Below are 15,410 nucleotides of genomic sequence, written 5' to 3' on the forward strand. Positions count from 1 at the left end.
GGGGCCCTTCCCCGCATCTCACGCGGCGAAGGGCGCTTTCCCCGCATCGCATGCGGGGAAAGGCCCCTTCAGCTCTACGCGACCAAAGCGAAACTGGAGTAGTACTCGCCCGCGGGGTCTCGCGTGCCGCTCCGGTCGGGGCTGACCTCGGCGCCGACCCAGCCCTGGAACGCGCCCGCGTCGTCGATCACCTGCAGCAGCGGGCGGACGTGGCTGTTGCCGAGGTAGCAACCGTTGTAGGACAGGCATTCGCACCAGAACTCGTAGCTGTTGCGCCGTCCGCCGAAGGCGTCGCTCAGGTAGTAGAACCGCCTGTCACCGGTGTCGATGATCTTCTGCGCGCACGCCGCGTGGCCGGGGCCGGCCGGGCAGCAGGAGGACGGGTCGCAGCCGGAGTTGTACTGCACGTAGCCGAGGCACGAGCTGTCGTCACACTTGTTCCACGCCGGACCGACACCGAGGGCGCCGCTGCCGCCGCGGGTCCAGTTGGTGATCGCGCGGCGGTTCACCGCCTGCCCTTCGAGCAGGTACGACCGCTGGGTCGCGCGGACCGTGCTCATCGGCGCCTTGCTGGTCTGCGCCAGGGAGGCGTTGCTGCCGTAGGCGATCCCGCTGGTGATCGAGTAGCTGTCGCTGACCAGCTGCATCCGGCCGAGGCCCGGCCGCGTCTCCGAAGCCGCCCAGGTCTCCTTGAGGTTCACCGGGGAGGTGGTGCCGTCGACGGTGCTGCTGGTCCAGGTGATGCCCACCTGCCCGGAGTTCTCGGTGTAGGTGCCGGTGAAGTGGCCGTTCGGCTCACCGGTGAAACCGGGCGCCGTCTTGATCGGACAGTTGTTGCGGGGATTGGTCCCCCCGGTCCACTCGCCGCAGTAGTAGACGTCGCCGCTGTTGACCGGGGCGGGGAAGTCCGCCTGGTTCCAGGTCCAGAAGTTGTGCGCGACGGTGTTGTCGGCGGGGTTGAAGACGAGATAGCCGAGCCGGACGTAGTTGCGGTCGGCGTCGGTGCGGAATCCGCCGACGCTCACCACCCAGTTCGTTTTGCCCGCGGGCGCGGCCGCGGTTCGGGCCTGGGACGCGCCGACGAGGAGCGTCGAGGCGAGAATGGACAGGACGACTATCGCGAATACGCGTAAACGTTTTCTCCCCATGGGAGGAGCTAACCAGGTCAGCCCGCTTCCGGTCGAGAATCTCCAGCGTATCGCCAGTCGACATCACCCACTTCGCCCGCTTTCGCGGCCCGGCGCCCCACGACGAACACGTAGAGTAGGAACGCGACCTCGGCGACTACTCCAATGCCGATCCTCGCCCAGGTCGGCAGGCCCGAAGGCGTCACGAAACCCTCGATCACGCCGGAGACAAACAGCACCGCTGTCAGCCCCAGCGCCATCACCACGACCGATCGGCCCTGTTCGCCGAGCGCCGCCGTCCGGGAGCGGCGTCCCGGGTCGATGACCGTCCAGCCGAGCTTCAGCCCCGTCCCCGCCGCGACGAACACCGCGGTCAGCTCCAGCAGGCCGTGCGGCAGGATCAGGCCGAAGAACACGTCGAGCCGTCCGGCCGACGACATCAGCGCGGCGCCGATCGCGAGATTCAGCGAGTTCACCCAGAGCGCGTAGATCACCGGGACACCCAGCACGACGCCGAGGAACAGGCAGGTCGCGGCCACCCACGCGTTGTTGGTCCAGACTCGCGCGGCGAACGAACCCGCCGGATCGGACGAGTAGTACGTCTCGTACTTGCCGCCCGGCGCGGTCAGGTCCTTGAACTCCTCGGGCGAGGCCAGCGACGCGAGCACCTGCGGGTCACCGGCGATCCACACCGCCGCGATCGCCATCACCGCGATCGACGCCGCGGCCGACGCCAGCCACCAGCGCCTGCTCAGGTACAGCGCGGCGGGGAACCGCTGGGTGAAGAACAGCCCGACCTCGCGCCACGCGGGACTGTGCGAACCGGTGACGGCCGACCGGGCCTTCGCGACCAGGCCGGACAGATGCGCGACGAGCACGGGGTCGGGCGCGACCGAGCGGATGATCGAAAGATGCGTCGCGACGCGCTGGTACAGCGTCACCAGCTCGTCGGCGTCCGGGCCGCTGAGTTTCCCGGCGCGGCCGACGAGGTCACGCAGCCGGTTCCATTCGGCCTGGTGCGCGGCGACGAACACGTCCACGTCCAACTCGGAGCCCTCCCGGCGATCGTCTTTGGTCGCCCAGCCTATTCGTCACTACGCTTGCCGGGTGGAACAAGAGTCCGAACTAGTCACCGGCGAGGCCGTCGTCCTGGACGTGCGAGCCGCGAAGCTGGCCAGCCGCGGGCTCGCCATGATCGTCGACGTCACCATCCAGCTGATCGCGCTGTTCGTCGCGATGCTGGTGCTGAGCCAGGTCGCCGCGTTCGGCGACGAGGCGCTGGCGCTCACCCTGTTCCTGGTGACGCTCGTGCTGATCATGGTCGGCTATCCGGTGATCTTCGAGACGCTGAGCCGCGGCCGCACCCTCGGGAAGATGGCGCTCGGCCTGCGGGTGGTCCGGACCGACGGCGGCCCGGTCCGGTTCCGGCACGCGCTGGTGCGCGGGCTCGCCGGGTTCTTCATCGACTTCTGGGCGCTGGGCCTGCTCGGCGCCGTGGCGGTGATCACGTCACTGCTGTCGCCCAACGGGCGCCGCGTCGGCGACTACCTCGCCGGCACCCTGGTGATCCGGGAACGCATGCCCGCCGCCCGGACGCCGTACGTCGGGATGCCGCCGCAGCTGGCGTACTGGGCCTCCCAACTGGACCTGACCCGGCTCCCGAACGAGCTCGCGCTGGCCGTCCGCCAGTACTTGAGCCGCACGAGCGAGCTTCGCCCCGAAGCCGTCGAAGCCCTCGGGCACGGGCTCGCGCAGCAGGTCGCGGCGACGATCGGGGCACCGGTGCCGCCGGGGGTCCCTGCTTGGGCGTACCTGTCGGCGGTGCTGGCCGAGCGTCGGCAGCGGGACCAGGCGAAGCTGCAGCCGCCGGTTCAGTACGGGCAGCCGCCGTACTCTCCGCAGGCGCCGCACTATCCGCAGGCGGTCGCTCCCGCGCCGGTCACCCAGCCCGTGGCACAGCCGATCGCCCAGCCTGCCGCTCCTCCGGAGCCGGTGCCGGAGAACCCCTTCGCACCACCAGGCTGACGGCTCGTCGTGAGTGGTAAGGACGGTTCTCTTTGAGGAGAAGGGCGAACGTGCCGTGTGCGGGCGGGATGGGCGTTCACGCGTGATCGATCACGCGAGATCCGTTCCTGATCACGCGAGTCACGCCCTCGCTCACCTCGGGTTCAGCCACAACGACACCTTTGCCCTGCCCCGTCACCGATTCCGCCACCGTGAGGGGCGCACCAGCCTTTCCGGGGCGTCGCGAAAGCCACTTTCGGGACATCAGACGTCCCGAAAGTGGCTTTCGCGACACGGCTGCTCGGCATCGGACACGGCGAAGGGCACCTTCATCCCCTCACCGGCCCCACCCACGAACACGCCACCTTTGACTCACCCCACAAGAACCGTTCGTACCACTCACGACCGATTTGATGTTGCGCGGTGAGTCGCATTCATGATCGAAGGTGTTCCAGGAACGAGTGGCACGCAGGGTAGGCGGTAGCTCATGACCGGCCAGGTGGTTTCACCCGGGAACACGAACTTCAGGAGCGATTTGCTACTGCCCTTCGCGGTTACCGCAATGCTCGATGAAGATGTCGGCTGATTTTGCTCTGGCGAAGCGAGTGATCTGGTTCTGGCAGCAGGGCTGTACTTGCGCCCGTCAGGACACGTCGGACGAGTTCGCCGCCCACGTGTTGCACTGCGCTATCCGGTTCTTCTGCGCGCCGTGCTGCCACCACGAGATCGCGTGCGCGTCGGAGCCGTGGTCGCGCGGGCCGCCGTTGTGGTCGCCTCGGTCCTGAGATCCCCAAGCGTCCCGGTACATCGCCTGATCGACCGAGCCGCCGCGGCCCACCGTCGAGCCCAGGAACGTCCCGGACAGACATTGCGCCGAAAGTTCGTTCCGCCGCGACATCTCCAGGCCCGCCGCCGAGTCGGTGCCCGCGTCGTACCGTGCGTCCCAATAGGCCTCCGAGATACCGGAAAGCGCCTGGATGTGGTGCGCGTACTCATGGGCGAAGACCGCGAGGTAGACCCCGGGCCGGTTGCCGTACTGGGCGGGCTGAAGGCCTTCGTACGGCATGTACAGCGTCTCGTTCTGCGAGCAGTAGAACGCCGCCACCGTGCCGCCGCTGGCGTCACCGCACGGGCTCGACCAGTTCTTGCCGGACGGGTACTTCACGGTCGGCACCCGGAACGGCAGCTTCGTGTAGCTCATGACCTGCTGCCAAACACTGTCCAGGCAGGGCCGCGCGCTTTCGAAGAACGCCGACGACGCGTTCGGGTTGCTCGCCCAGCGCGAGAGGTTGCATGCCTGGTTCGGCAGGCCGACGTCGGAACTGAGCCACAGCGGGTTGTCCGCCAGCTTGTGATGCGGTTGCGGACCGGACGGCGCCCGGCTCGCCGAAGTCTCGCGGGTCGAGCCGGTCGACGTCTCGCGCGACGCCGTCGAATCGCGCGAGCGGGTGGCGGTCGTCGACGTCTCACGGGACGTTGTCGTCGTCGTGTAGTCCGAAGAGGACGTCGTCGGGCTCGTCGGATAGCTCGAGTACCCGGCGTCCGCGACGTGGCGTGAGCCGCCGTTCGCGATGGCGATCACCATGATCAGCCCGCCCATCACCGCCATCACGGCCACGATCGCGACGGCCGCGATCACCCCGCCGTTCGACTTCTTGGGCCGATATCCCCCGTAGGGCGCGAAAGCGGGCTGGGCGAAACGCGGGCCGTAGGGAAGTTGCGGCGGGCCGACGGCGCCGGGCTGGAACGGGACCGGTGCCCCGATCCGCGGCGGCGGCAGCGGGGCCGCGCCCGGTGGGGGCAGCGGCATCCCGCCGCTCGGCGGACCCGGCCGGTACGGCGGTGGGACCGGCGTCGGCCGCGATACCGGCGGCCGCTGACCCGGGCCCGGCTGTCCGGGTGGGACGGGGCGACCCGGCGGAACGGGGCCCGGCCGGTTCGGCGGCGGCATCGGCGGACCACCGCGCGGCGGCAGCGGGCGCGCGCCCGGCGGCGGCAGCGGGCGGCCGCCCTGCGGTGGCCGTGGCGGTGGAGTCGGTGGCGGAGTCGGCCGGCGCCGCGGGTCAGGCGGGCCGGGCGGCTGGTGGTTCATCGAGTGGATCCCCCATGCGGTCTGCAACGCCGTTCGCCCAGGTGGCGGATTCGGCGATTCGGCGGTCAGCATAGATCGGCTGCCCTAGAGTGTGTGGCTGTGTTGACGAAATGGGGGACGGCGGTCGTGGCCGTCGCGGCGAGCTCGGCCTTGATGGCCCCGCCGTCGGATTCGAATGTTCCGGAGGCGCCCGAAGCGGGCCCTTCGCTGACGAACGCGCCACAATTGCCGAAGCCGCCGCCACTGGGCGCGCGCGGCCAGCTCGGGCTGCTCCAGCCGCCGAGCGGCGCGTCCGCGAACGTCGCGGTGAAGGTGGAACGCGACGGTTCCGTGTCGATCACCGAGCAGGTGACCGTCCCGGGTGGACAGCATCTCGTCCGCCGGATCCCGTTGCGGGTTCCGGCGGGTGAAGAGCAGGACCGCGTCTACGGGGTCCGCGACGTCTCGGTGGAGGGCGCGGGCAAGGCCGAGTCGAACGGCGAGCAGCTGGTCGCCACCTTCGACGGCGGCGCCGCCACCCTCAAGTACAAAGTGGACGGAGCGGTCGCCGACGTCAACGGCGCGCAGCAGGTGCGCTGGCAGGTCGCGAGCGGCTGGGACGGCGAGCTGTCCCGCGTGTCCGCTTCGTTCAGCGCGCCGACGCGCGAAATGCCCACCGTGGACTGTTTCGCCGGGCCGCTCGGTTCGGACAGGCAGTGTTCGCTCGCGGAGACCGACCACAGCGGTGTCGTCCGCATCGAGCAGGACAAGCTCGCGGCGGGCGAACGGGTCGATCTCGCCGTCCAGCTCCCGGCGGGCACGGTGCCCGCGAACGCGCGGTTCGAGCAGCTCTCCTCGGTCGGCGGCGCGTTCGCCCTCACCACGCTCACCGGCATCGGTTTCGGGGCGCTGGCACTGTTCCTCCTGCTCGGCGCGCTGGCGATCCTGCTGCTGCGCCGCCGCGACAAGGGCGCGCTCACCGCGGGCACCGGCCCGGTCGACGTCCTCATGCGAGACGGCGACAGGGTCTCCTTCGCCTCTCCCGACGGGGTCCTGCCCGGCCAGGTCGGGACGGTCGTCGACGAGACTGTCGACGTCGTGGACGTCAGCGGCACGGTGGTCGACCTCGCGGTCCGCAACTACCTGTGGATCGCCGAGGTCCGCGGCGCGGGCACCGTCGATTGGCAGATCGCCCGCCGCAACGCGCCGGACGAGCACCTCGTCGCCTTCGAGCGCGAGATCTACACCGCGCTCCTGCCCGAGGGCACCGATTCCGTGCTGCTGTCGGAACTCCGCGGCCGCGGCACCGTCGATCTCCGCGTCGCGGGCGAGGCGATGTACGCCGACGTCGTGCGCAAGGGCTGGTTCTCGCGCCGCCCCGACAAGGGCAAGAGCAAGCTCACCTGGGCGGGCATCGGCCTGGTCGCGCTCGGTCTCGTGGGCACCGCGGTCCTGACATTCACGGCGGGCCACGCGCTGCTCGGCGTCGCGGTCGCGCTCGCCGGGGTCGCCGCGCTGCTCGGCGCGTCGTGGGTGCCGCCGAGGACCTCACGCGGCAGGCGCCTGGTCGGCCAGGTGCGCGGGTTGCTCGAATACCTGCACACGGTCAAGGTCGACGGCATTCCCTTGGCGGACCGGGAAATGGTGTTCTCCCGGTCGCTGCCGTACGCGATCGTACTCGGCGACGCCGAACACTGGCTCCGGACGTTCGAGGCGCTCGACCCGTCGGCGGACGGTTCGGCCGGGCTGTACTGGTTCGGCGGCCTCGAAGGCGATCGGGACCTGCGCCGGTTCGCCGCGCATCTGCCGTCGTTCCTGTCCGCTTTGGACGGACTCCTCGCCGAATCCGGGCACCTGCGCTCGATCCGCCCGGAACCGGTCCCCGCCTGACGTGAACTCCCGCGATTCGTCCTCTGGTTGCGGTCCTTGCATGCGCAACTACCGCACCAAGAGGACTGCTTGCGCCCTCCTGGTGGTGCTGGTGCTCCTGCTGGTGCTGGGCGCGGCACCGGCGGGAGCGCAGGGCGAACCGTCGTTGCCCGCGCTCCCCAACAGCGCGGAGATCTCGCTCAAGGTCGAACGCGACGGCGCCCTCTCGGTCGTCGAGGCGGTGTCCGTGCCGAGCGAGGCGACGATGACCCGTCGCATCCCGCTCCGCACGGCCGCCCCGCGCGACCGCGACCGGATCATCGGCATCCGTGACGTCGTCATCGAAGGCGCGGGCAACTCCGAGCTGACCGACGACGAGTTCACCATCCGGCTCAAGGGCGGCACCTCGATCGTCCGGTACACAGTGGACGGTGCGGTCGCCGAAGCCGACGGCCTGGTGCGGGTCGGCTGGCAGGTCGCGGGCGGCTGGGACGGACGGCTCGAACTCGTGCGCGCGAGCTTCGCCGCGCCGTCCATCCCGAACGCGGTCACCTGTTTCGCCGGGCCCGAGGGCTCGCGGGCGCACTGCGGCGGTGCCCAGATCTCGCATTCCGGGCTGACCCGGTTCAACCAGCAGAACCTCGCGGCCGGGCAGCGGATGGAGATCTCGGTCGAGCTGCCCGCGGGCACCGTCCCGGCGAACGCGCGGCTGGAGCCGTCGAAGACCTTCGCGGGCGCGTTCGTGCTCACCGCTCCGGTGGGCTGGGCCTGGGGCGGTTTCGCGCTCGCCCTGGTCGCGGCCGCCGTGGCGCTGGCCCTGCTGCGGAGGCGGGACAAACATCCGGGCGACGCGCTCCCGGTCCGGCTGCTCACCGGGAAGGACGACCAGGCCGCGTTCGCGTCACCCGACGGGGTGCTGCCGGGACAGGCCGGGCTCGTCCTTTCGGGTCGTGCCGACGCCGTCGACCTCGCCGCTACGGTCGTCGACCTCGCGGTCCGGAACTACCTGTGGGTGAGCGAGGAGCCCGGCGAGCTGACCGGCTGGCGGCTCGTCCGCCGCAACCCGCCGGACGAGCAGCTGACCGCCTTCGAACGCGCGGTGTTCGACGTCCTGCTGCCGGACGGGCGGGAGTCGGTGCTGCTGTCGGAGATCCAAGCCGCCCGGATCGGGATCGAAGCGGTGCGGGGCGCCTTGGACGACAGCGTCGTCGAACGCGGCTGGTACTCGCGGCTGCCCGCCAAGCTCACCCGCGTCGGCCTGCGTGTCTGTTTCTACGGTTTGTTCCTCACCATCCTGCTGGCGCTGACGGTCGGATACGCCCAACTCGGGTTGATCGTCATCGCCGCGGGCGCCGTCATCGCCGTCGCGGCCCGATGGCTGCCGACGCGCACCGGCGCCGGAGTCACGCTGCACAGACGGCTGCTCGGCGTCCGAGACGCGCTGCTGACGACCAAACCGGCGGCCGTCCCGAAGCTCGAACGCGAGGTGCTCCTTTCCCGCGCGTTGCCCTACGCGCTCGCTCTCGGCGAACAAGAACAGTGGGTCGCCGGATTCGCCGCGCTCAAGGGCGGGCCCAAGATCTACTGGTACGGCAGGGAAGCCGCCGACGAGGGGGAGATCGCGCGGGTGAGCGACTTCACGGCCGCGGTGGTGGGAACCTTCGCCGCGACCCGCCAGGGTCGTCGCCTGGAGGCCTGACTAGCCCGTAGGGTGGTGCGCATGGCCGATCCCGAGCTTGTCCGATTCACCCTCGACAACGGTCTGCGCGTGGTGCTCGCGCCCGACGCGACCGCTCCGGTGGTGGGTGTCAGCGTCCACTACGACGTGGGCTTCCGTTCCGAGCCCGAAGGGCGCACCGGTTTCGCGCACCTCTTCGAGCATTTGATGTTCCAGGGGAGCGAGAGCCTGGAGAAGCTCGCGCACTTCCGGTACGTCCAGTCGAGTGGTGGGAGCTTCAACGGTTCCACCCATCCGGACTACACGGACTACTTCGAGGTGCTCCCCGCCGCGGCTCTCGAGCGCGCCCTGTTCCTCGAAGCGGACAGGATGCGGGCGCCGAAGCTGACGCAGGAGAACCTGGCCAACCAGATCGACGTGGTCAAGGAGGAGATCCGCCTCAACGTGCTGAACCGGCCGTACGGCGGGTTCCCGTGGATCACGCTCCCGCCGGTGCTGTACTCGACGTTCCCCAACGCGCACAACGGTTACGGCGGTTTCGAGGACCTCGAACAGGCCACCATCGACGACTGCGCGGCCTTCTTCGACACCTACTACTCGCCCGCGAACGCGGTGCTGACCGTCGCCGGTGACTTCACCGTCGAGCAGGCCCGCGAGCTGATCGAGAAACACTTCGGCGACGTGCCGCACCGGCCCGCGCCCGAGCGCCCCTCGTTCGCCGAGCCCGCCCCCGAGGGTGAGCTGCGCGGCGAGCAGATCGATCAGCACGCCCCGCTGCCCGCGATCGGCATCGGCTACCGCATGCCGGATCCGATCAACGACCTCGACGGCTACCTGGCGAACCTCGTGCTCGCCGGCGTGCTGTCCGACGGCGACGGCTCCCGGTTGCAGCAGCGCATGGTGCACCGCGAGCCGCTGGTCGTCGACATCGGCGCGGGCGCCGGGCTGTTCGGCCCGTTCGAGGCCCGCGACCCGGACACGTTCACCATCACCGCGATCCACCCGCCCGAGGTGAGCACCGAGCAGGTGCTCGCCGCGCTGGACGACGAACTGGAGAAGCTGGCGGCCACGCCGCCGGAGGACCAGGAACTGAAGAAGGTCACCGCGCGCTGGGCCGCGAGCCTGCACTCCGAGCACGACAAGCTGGTGTCCCGCACGCTCGCCCTCGGCTCGTTCGAGCTGCTCTACGGCGACGCGTCGCTGGTGTACCGGCTCGCCGAGAAGATGTCGGCGGTCACCGGTGAAGCCGTCTCGGCGGCGGCGAAGGCGCTGCGGCCGGACTCGCGCGCCGTCCTCGTCGTCCGTCCCGGCAGCGGCAGTGTCGAATCCGAGCAGGAAGGTACCGAGCAGTGAGCGCACCGCACCGCACCGCCGAGGAGATCGGCCGCACGGCCGCCGGGCCCCGTCCGGTCCCGTCGCTGGGGACGCAGCGCGCCGCCGCCGATCTGTCCCATGTGGACACCACACTGAGCAACGGCCTGCGCGTGCTCGCCGTCCGCAAGGCCACCGTGCCGCTGGTCGAGCTGCGGGTGTGGATCCCGTTCGCCGGCGAAGACGCACTGCACCCGGCGACCGCCGAAGTGCTGGCCGAGACCCTGCTGACCGGCACCGCCCGCCGCGACCGCATCGAAATCGACGCGGATCTGGCCCTGATCGGTGGTGACCTGGGGTCCGGTGTCGACCCGGAGCGGCTGTCCATCTCCGGTACCTCGCTGGCCGAGGGCCTGCCGACGATGCTCGACGTCCTCGCCGACGCGCTCACCGGCGCGTCGTACGCCGACGCCGAGGTCGCGCGGGAACGCGAACGGCTGATCGAGCGGATCGCCGTCTCCCGCACCCAGCCGAGGACGATCGCCCGCGAGGCGCTGCAGAAGCACCGCTACGGGAACCACCCCGCGGTGCGCGAGGTCCCGCAGGCCGAAGACGTCGCCGTCGTGACGCCGGAGCAGGTGCGCGCGCTGCACCAGGCTTCGGTGCTGCCGCGCGGATCCGTGCTGGTGCTCGTCGGCGACATCGACCCGCAGACCGTCATCGGCGACCTGGAGAAGGCGCTCGGCGGCTGGGCTTCGGACCGCTCCGCCGTCCGCCTGCCCGCGCTGCCCGACCTCACCGGCGGCAACGTCCTGCTGGTGCCGCGCGCGGGTGCCGTGCAGTCGCAGATCCGGCTGTCCGCGCAGACCGTGCCGCGCACGGACCCGCGGTACGCCGCTTTGCAGCTGGCGAACCTCGCGTACGGCGGATACTTCTCGTCGCGGCTGGTCGAGAACATCCGTGAGGACAAGGGTTACACCTACAGCGCCCACTCCGGCTTCGAGTTCACGGACCAGACCGCCGTGGTGAACGTCGATGCGGACACCGCGACCGACGCGACCGCCGCCGCGCTCCTGGAGACGCGCTACGAGCTGGCCAGGCTCGGTCTCGTGCCGCCGACCGCCGACGAGGTCGAGTCGGTCCGGCAGTACGCGATCGGCTCGCTGGTCACGTCGGCGTCGTCGCAGGCGGGCCTCGCCGCGCAGCTGGCCGCGCTCGCCGCGACCGGACTGGGCGCCGAATGGCTCGCCGAGCACCCGGCCCGGCTCGCCGCGGTCACCGCCGAGGACGTGGCGAACGCCGCGCTGGAGTTCTTCGCGCCCCAGCGGTTCACCGGGGTCGTCGTCGGCGACGCCGACGTCCTCGCGCCGAAGCTGAAGGCACTGGGCGACGTGACCGTCGGGGAGCCCACCTGATGGAGACGCCGTTCGGGTTAGGGGCGCTCCCGACGCTTTCGCGCTCCACGGCGGACCGTCAGGAATCCTTGCGCACCAACCCGGACAGGCTCGCCGAGCGCTGGCCGGACGCGCGCGTCGTGCTGCTCGACGAGCACGCGCGCACCCCGGTGGTCGAGGGTTCCGGCTCGCTCGCGACCCGCAAGACGCAGGACTTCGGCGCCGAGCCGCCCGCCGACGCGGTCTTCCTGGGGGAGTGGCAGGGCACCGACTACTGGTCGCTGCCCGGCCGCCCCGCGGGGGAGACCGAGACCGTCGAAATGGCGGGCAGCTGGGGCGTCATCGAAGAGGTCCCGCGGCACGAAGGCGAGATCTGGGTCGACCTGCGCGGCTACGGTGACCTGCTCGACGACGCGTCGGCGGGGCTGTTCACCACCGCGCAGGCGCTGCTGAACTGGCGTCGGCAGGCGAAGTTCTGCACGCGCTGCGGGAGCCCGGTCGAAGTGGTCCAGCTGGGCTGGGCGAGCAAGTGCACCGGCTGCGGCCGGGAGGAGTACCCGCGCACCGACCCCGCCGTCATCTGCCTCGTGCACGACGACGCCGGCGTCAACGGCGAGCACGTCCTGCTGGCGCGGCAGCCGATCTGGCCGGAAAACCGGTACTCGATCCTCGCCGGGTTCGTCGAGGCGGGGGAGTCGCTCGAAGGCTGTGTCGAGCGGGAGATCCGCGAAGAGGTCGGCGTCGACGTGCGCGACGTGCGCTATCTCGGCAGCCAGCCGTGGCCGTTCCCGCGGTCGATCATGCTCGGTTTCACCGCGCGGGCCGACATCTCCTCGACGATCGTGCCCGCGGAGGGCGAGATCGAAGAGGCGTTCTGGGTTTCGCGCTCGGAGGTACGGGCCGCTTTCGCGAACAGTCAGCTGCGGAACGCGGGCGCCGTGCCGACCCCGATCGCCGGTGGCACGCGGCAGCTGGTGCTGCCGGGGAACTCGTCGATCGCGCGCGTCATGTTGGCGGCTTGGGCAGGCGTCTGACCCCGGGCGTCCCCGTACGCGAGTGCAATGAAAGGCCCGTTACTTGCAAAATTTGCAAGTAACGGGCCTTTCATTGCGTCCGGCCCCAGGTCCACTCGCGGCCACCCTCCGCATCGGTACGGATACCCACTGTGCGGAACACGGCAAGCGTTACCTCCCCGTTTCCCAGGCCCGTTGACGGCTGTGGTTCGGCTCACTACAGTCCCCGAAAACCGTCTGTAAAGTTTCCTAACGAAGTCGGGAGCGAGCCCCAGTGCGAGCCGGTAGTCCGCGAATGCTGCGCGAGATCAACGATCGCGCGGCCATCGAGGTCCTCCTCAGGGACGGCCCGCTGACGCGCTCCGAGCTCGAGGTCGCGATCGGCCTGTCGAAGCCCGCGACGGCGCAGTTGCTCACCCGCCTCGAACAGGACGACGTCGTCGCCAAGGCGGGCGTGCGCGGTGGGGGCCGTGGGCCGAGGGCGCAGCTCTGGCAGGTCAACGGCGGTGTCGCCTACGTCGCGGCCGTGGACCTGACGCCCCAGAAAGCCGACTTCGTCGTCGCCGACGTCACGGGCGCGGTGCTCGCGGAGTACCAGGTCCCGTTGCCGGTTCACGAGGGAGCGGACGTCGTCGGCACCTTCGGCGCGGCGCTCACCCATGTCGCCGGTCAAGCCGGGCTCGCCGCCACCGACCTCCGTCACGTGGTCATCGGCGCGCAGGGCGCGTTCGACCCGCGCACCGGTCTGCTCTCGTCGGCACCGCACATTCCCGGCTGGCTCGGCTTCGACGTGCCGACCAGGCTCAGCGAGGAACTCGGCGTCGGCGTCACCATCGAGAACGACGTCAACCTCGTCGCGATCGTGGAGATGACCGTCGGCCAGGCCGTCGGTCTCGACGACTTCGTGATGATCTGGCTCAGCGACGGCGTCGGCGGCGCGGTGGTGGTCGGGCGGCGGCTGCTGCGCGGCGCGACCGGCGGTGGTGGCGAGATCGACTGGATGCGTGTCCCCGACCCGGTTTCCGTCGCCACCCCGGGCACCAAACCTCGCGCCGGAGATCGTTTCGGTGACCTCGTCGCGTCACCTGCGGTCGTCGAGCTGGCCGCCGCGCACGGCATCGAGGCCGAGGACGGCGCGGACGCCGTCGCCAAGGCACGACAAGACGGCAACCAAGCCTTCCTCGACGACCTCGCCCGCCGCGTCGCGAGTGGCGCGGCCGGGCTGATCGCGGTCGTCGACCCCGAACTCGTGCTTCTTTCCGGTGACACCAGCCGGGCCGGTGGCGACGAATTCGCCGCACTGGTGGCGAAAAGGCTGCACGAGCTCGTTCTGCCCCGCACCCCCGTCGGGGTCGCTTCGGTGCAGGGCAACGCGGTGCGCGAGGGCGCCCTTCAATCCGCCCTCGCCACTGTCCGCAGGGACGTCTTCGGCGTCAACACCCCTTCGCTCCTCGGGCCCCGCAGGTCCGGGGCGGGAGAGCCCGGTCAGCTCGCGGCGATCCCCGAATCACGAACAGAACCACCGTCTCCCGCCCCAACCAATTAGGAGGAGGGTCATGAGTTCCACGACCCAGGTTCGGAGAAGTGGCCGCCGTTGGCGCGGCTCGATAGTGCTCGGCGCGGTCACCGTCGCCGCACTGGTGTCCGCTTGTTCGGGCGCCGCAAGCGGCCCGAACAGTGGTTCGGGTGACCCGGCGGCCGCCCCCGCCTCGGACGCGAAGCTCACGCTGACCGTCTACAGCAAGTTCACCGACCGCGAGTACAACGTGGTCACCGCCGGGCTCAACAAGCTCAAGGCGAAGTTCCCGAACATCGAGATCAAGCACGAAGGCCAGCAGGACGACGACAAGATCACCCAGTCCATCCGCGGTGGCAACCCGCCGGACGTGGCGATCTCGTTCTTCACCGACAACCTCGGCGCCTGGTGTTCCACGGGCAGCTTCCAGGATCTGAAGCCCTACATCGATCGCGACAAGATCGACCTGACGCAGATCCCCGACGCCGTCCGCAGCTACACCGAGTTCCAGGGCAAGCGCTGCGCCATGCCGCTGCTCGCCGACGTCTACGGCTTCTACTACAACAAGGAGATGTTCGCGGCGAAGGGCGTCACCTCGCCGCCGAAGACGACCTCGGAACTGTTCGAGGCCACCAAGAAGCTGACCGAGTTCAACCCGGACGGCTCGATCAAGGTCGCCGGCTTCCTGCCGTCGATGCCGTTCTACGCCAACTACGCGCAGTACTGGGCCCCGAACTTCGGCGCCACCTACCTCGGCCCCGACGGGCAGTCCCACCTGGCCGACAGCCCCGAGTGGAAGTCGATGTTCGACTTCCAGAAGCAGCTCGTCGACTTCTACGGCGGCCACGCCAAGGTCGAGCAGTTCAAGGCCGGTCTCGGCGAGGAGTACTCGGCGGACCACGGTTTCCAGCGCGGCAAGCTCGCGATGATGATCGACGGCGAGTACCGCACCGCGTTCATCAAGGACCAGGCGCCGGAACTGAAGTTCGGCACCGCGGCCCCGCCGGTGCTCGACAGCAAGCCGGACCGTTACGGCGGCGCGTTCACCACGGGCACGATCATCGCGATCCCCAAGGGCGCCAAGAACCCCGGTGCCGCTTGGGAACTGATCAAGCAGGTCACCCTCGACACGTCGACGCTCGTCGAGCTGTCGAACGGGCTCAAGAACGTGCCGAGCACCAAGGCCGCGCTGACCGACCCGAAGCTCGAGGTCACGCCCGAGTTCAAGACGTTCCTCGATCTGTACAACGGCGGGAAGCTGCTTCCCAACCCGTCGACCCCGATCGGCGACGCGCACCTCAAGGCCGTCAACGACTTCGCGGAGAAGTGGCAGGCGGGCAACATCCCCGACATGACCGCGGGTCTCAAGCAGGTCGACGCTCAGATCAACGACGAGCTGGCCCAGAAACGCGCCGGCGGCTGATCGC

General features: G+C 70.1%; 11 protein-coding genes. 8 read left to right on the plus strand and 3 right to left on the minus strand.

What is annotated here, in order from left to right; translation table 11 throughout:
* Window positions 1-74 precede the first annotated feature (74 nt).
* Together BKN51_RS40295 and BKN51_RS40300 are read right to left on the minus strand one after the other, a co-directional pair.
* Window positions 75-1,148, minus strand: a complete 1,074-nt coding sequence (locus tag BKN51_RS40295) for a hypothetical protein (protein ID WP_101612550.1) — start codon at window positions 1,146-1,148, stop codon at window positions 75-77.
* Window positions 1,149-1,165: 17 nt separating this feature from the next.
* Complete coding sequence (locus BKN51_RS40300; RefSeq protein ID WP_101612551.1) at window positions 1,166-2,173, minus strand: stage II sporulation protein M; 1,008 nt, start codon at window positions 2,171-2,173, stop codon at window positions 1,166-1,168.
* A gap of 61 nt (window positions 2,174-2,234) precedes the next feature.
* Between BKN51_RS40300 and BKN51_RS40305 the strand changes: the two genes are divergently transcribed.
* Window positions 2,235-3,152: an RDD family protein gene (locus BKN51_RS40305; protein WP_101612552.1), complete on the plus strand. Its 918-nt coding sequence runs from the start codon at window positions 2,235-2,237 to the stop codon at window positions 3,150-3,152.
* A 622-nt stretch (window positions 3,153-3,774) separates the two neighbouring features.
* Here BKN51_RS40305 and BKN51_RS40310 read toward each other — a convergent pair.
* Window positions 3,775-4,941: a neutral zinc metallopeptidase gene (locus BKN51_RS40310; protein WP_233223104.1), complete on the minus strand. Its 1,167-nt coding sequence runs from the start codon at window positions 4,939-4,941 to the stop codon at window positions 3,775-3,777.
* 381 nt (window positions 4,942-5,322) lie between these two features.
* Between BKN51_RS40310 and BKN51_RS40315 the strand changes: the two genes are divergently transcribed.
* The 7 genes from BKN51_RS40315 to BKN51_RS40345 all read left to right on the plus strand — a co-directional run bounded on the left by BKN51_RS40315 (window position 5,323) and on the right by BKN51_RS40345 (window position 15,406).
* Window positions 5,323-7,092 (plus strand): DUF2207 family protein, encoded by a 1,770-nt coding sequence (locus BKN51_RS40315; RefSeq protein ID WP_101612554.1) that lies wholly within the window; start codon window positions 5,323-5,325, stop codon window positions 7,090-7,092.
* 40 nt (window positions 7,093-7,132) lie between these two features.
* The gene (locus tag BKN51_RS40320) at window positions 7,133-8,770 is read left to right on the plus strand and encodes a DUF2207 family protein (protein ID WP_101612555.1); all 1,638 of its coding nucleotides are present in this window, start codon (window positions 7,133-7,135) and stop codon (window positions 8,768-8,770) included.
* A 21-nt stretch (window positions 8,771-8,791) separates the two neighbouring features.
* Entirely contained in the window at window positions 8,792-10,102 is a 1,311-nt protein-coding gene (locus BKN51_RS40325) for a M16 family metallopeptidase (RefSeq protein ID WP_101612556.1), read from the plus strand.
* A complete protein-coding gene (locus tag BKN51_RS40330) occupies window positions 10,099-11,475 on the plus strand; it encodes a M16 family metallopeptidase (protein WP_101612557.1) in 1,377 nt (458 codons plus the stop codon). Before BKN51_RS40325 ends, BKN51_RS40330 begins: the two co-directional genes overlap by 4 nt.
* A complete protein-coding gene (nudC, locus tag BKN51_RS40335; protein ID WP_101612558.1) occupies window positions 11,475-12,488 on the plus strand; it encodes an NAD(+) diphosphatase in 1,014 nt (337 codons plus the stop codon). Before BKN51_RS40330 ends, nudC begins: the two co-directional genes overlap by 1 nt.
* A gap of 274 nt (window positions 12,489-12,762) precedes the next feature.
* On the plus strand, window positions 12,763-14,013 hold the full coding sequence (locus BKN51_RS40340) for an ROK family transcriptional regulator (RefSeq protein WP_101612559.1): 1,251 nt from the start codon (window positions 12,763-12,765) through the stop codon (window positions 14,011-14,013).
* 10 nt (window positions 14,014-14,023) lie between these two features.
* Complete coding sequence (locus BKN51_RS40345) at window positions 14,024-15,406, plus strand: extracellular solute-binding protein (RefSeq protein ID WP_101612560.1); 1,383 nt, start codon at window positions 14,024-14,026, stop codon at window positions 15,404-15,406.
* Window positions 15,407-15,410 lie beyond the last annotated feature (4 nt).

The organism is Amycolatopsis sp. BJA-103 (genome assembly GCF_002849735.1).
Lineage (GTDB): Bacteria > Actinomycetota > Actinomycetes > Mycobacteriales > Pseudonocardiaceae > Amycolatopsis.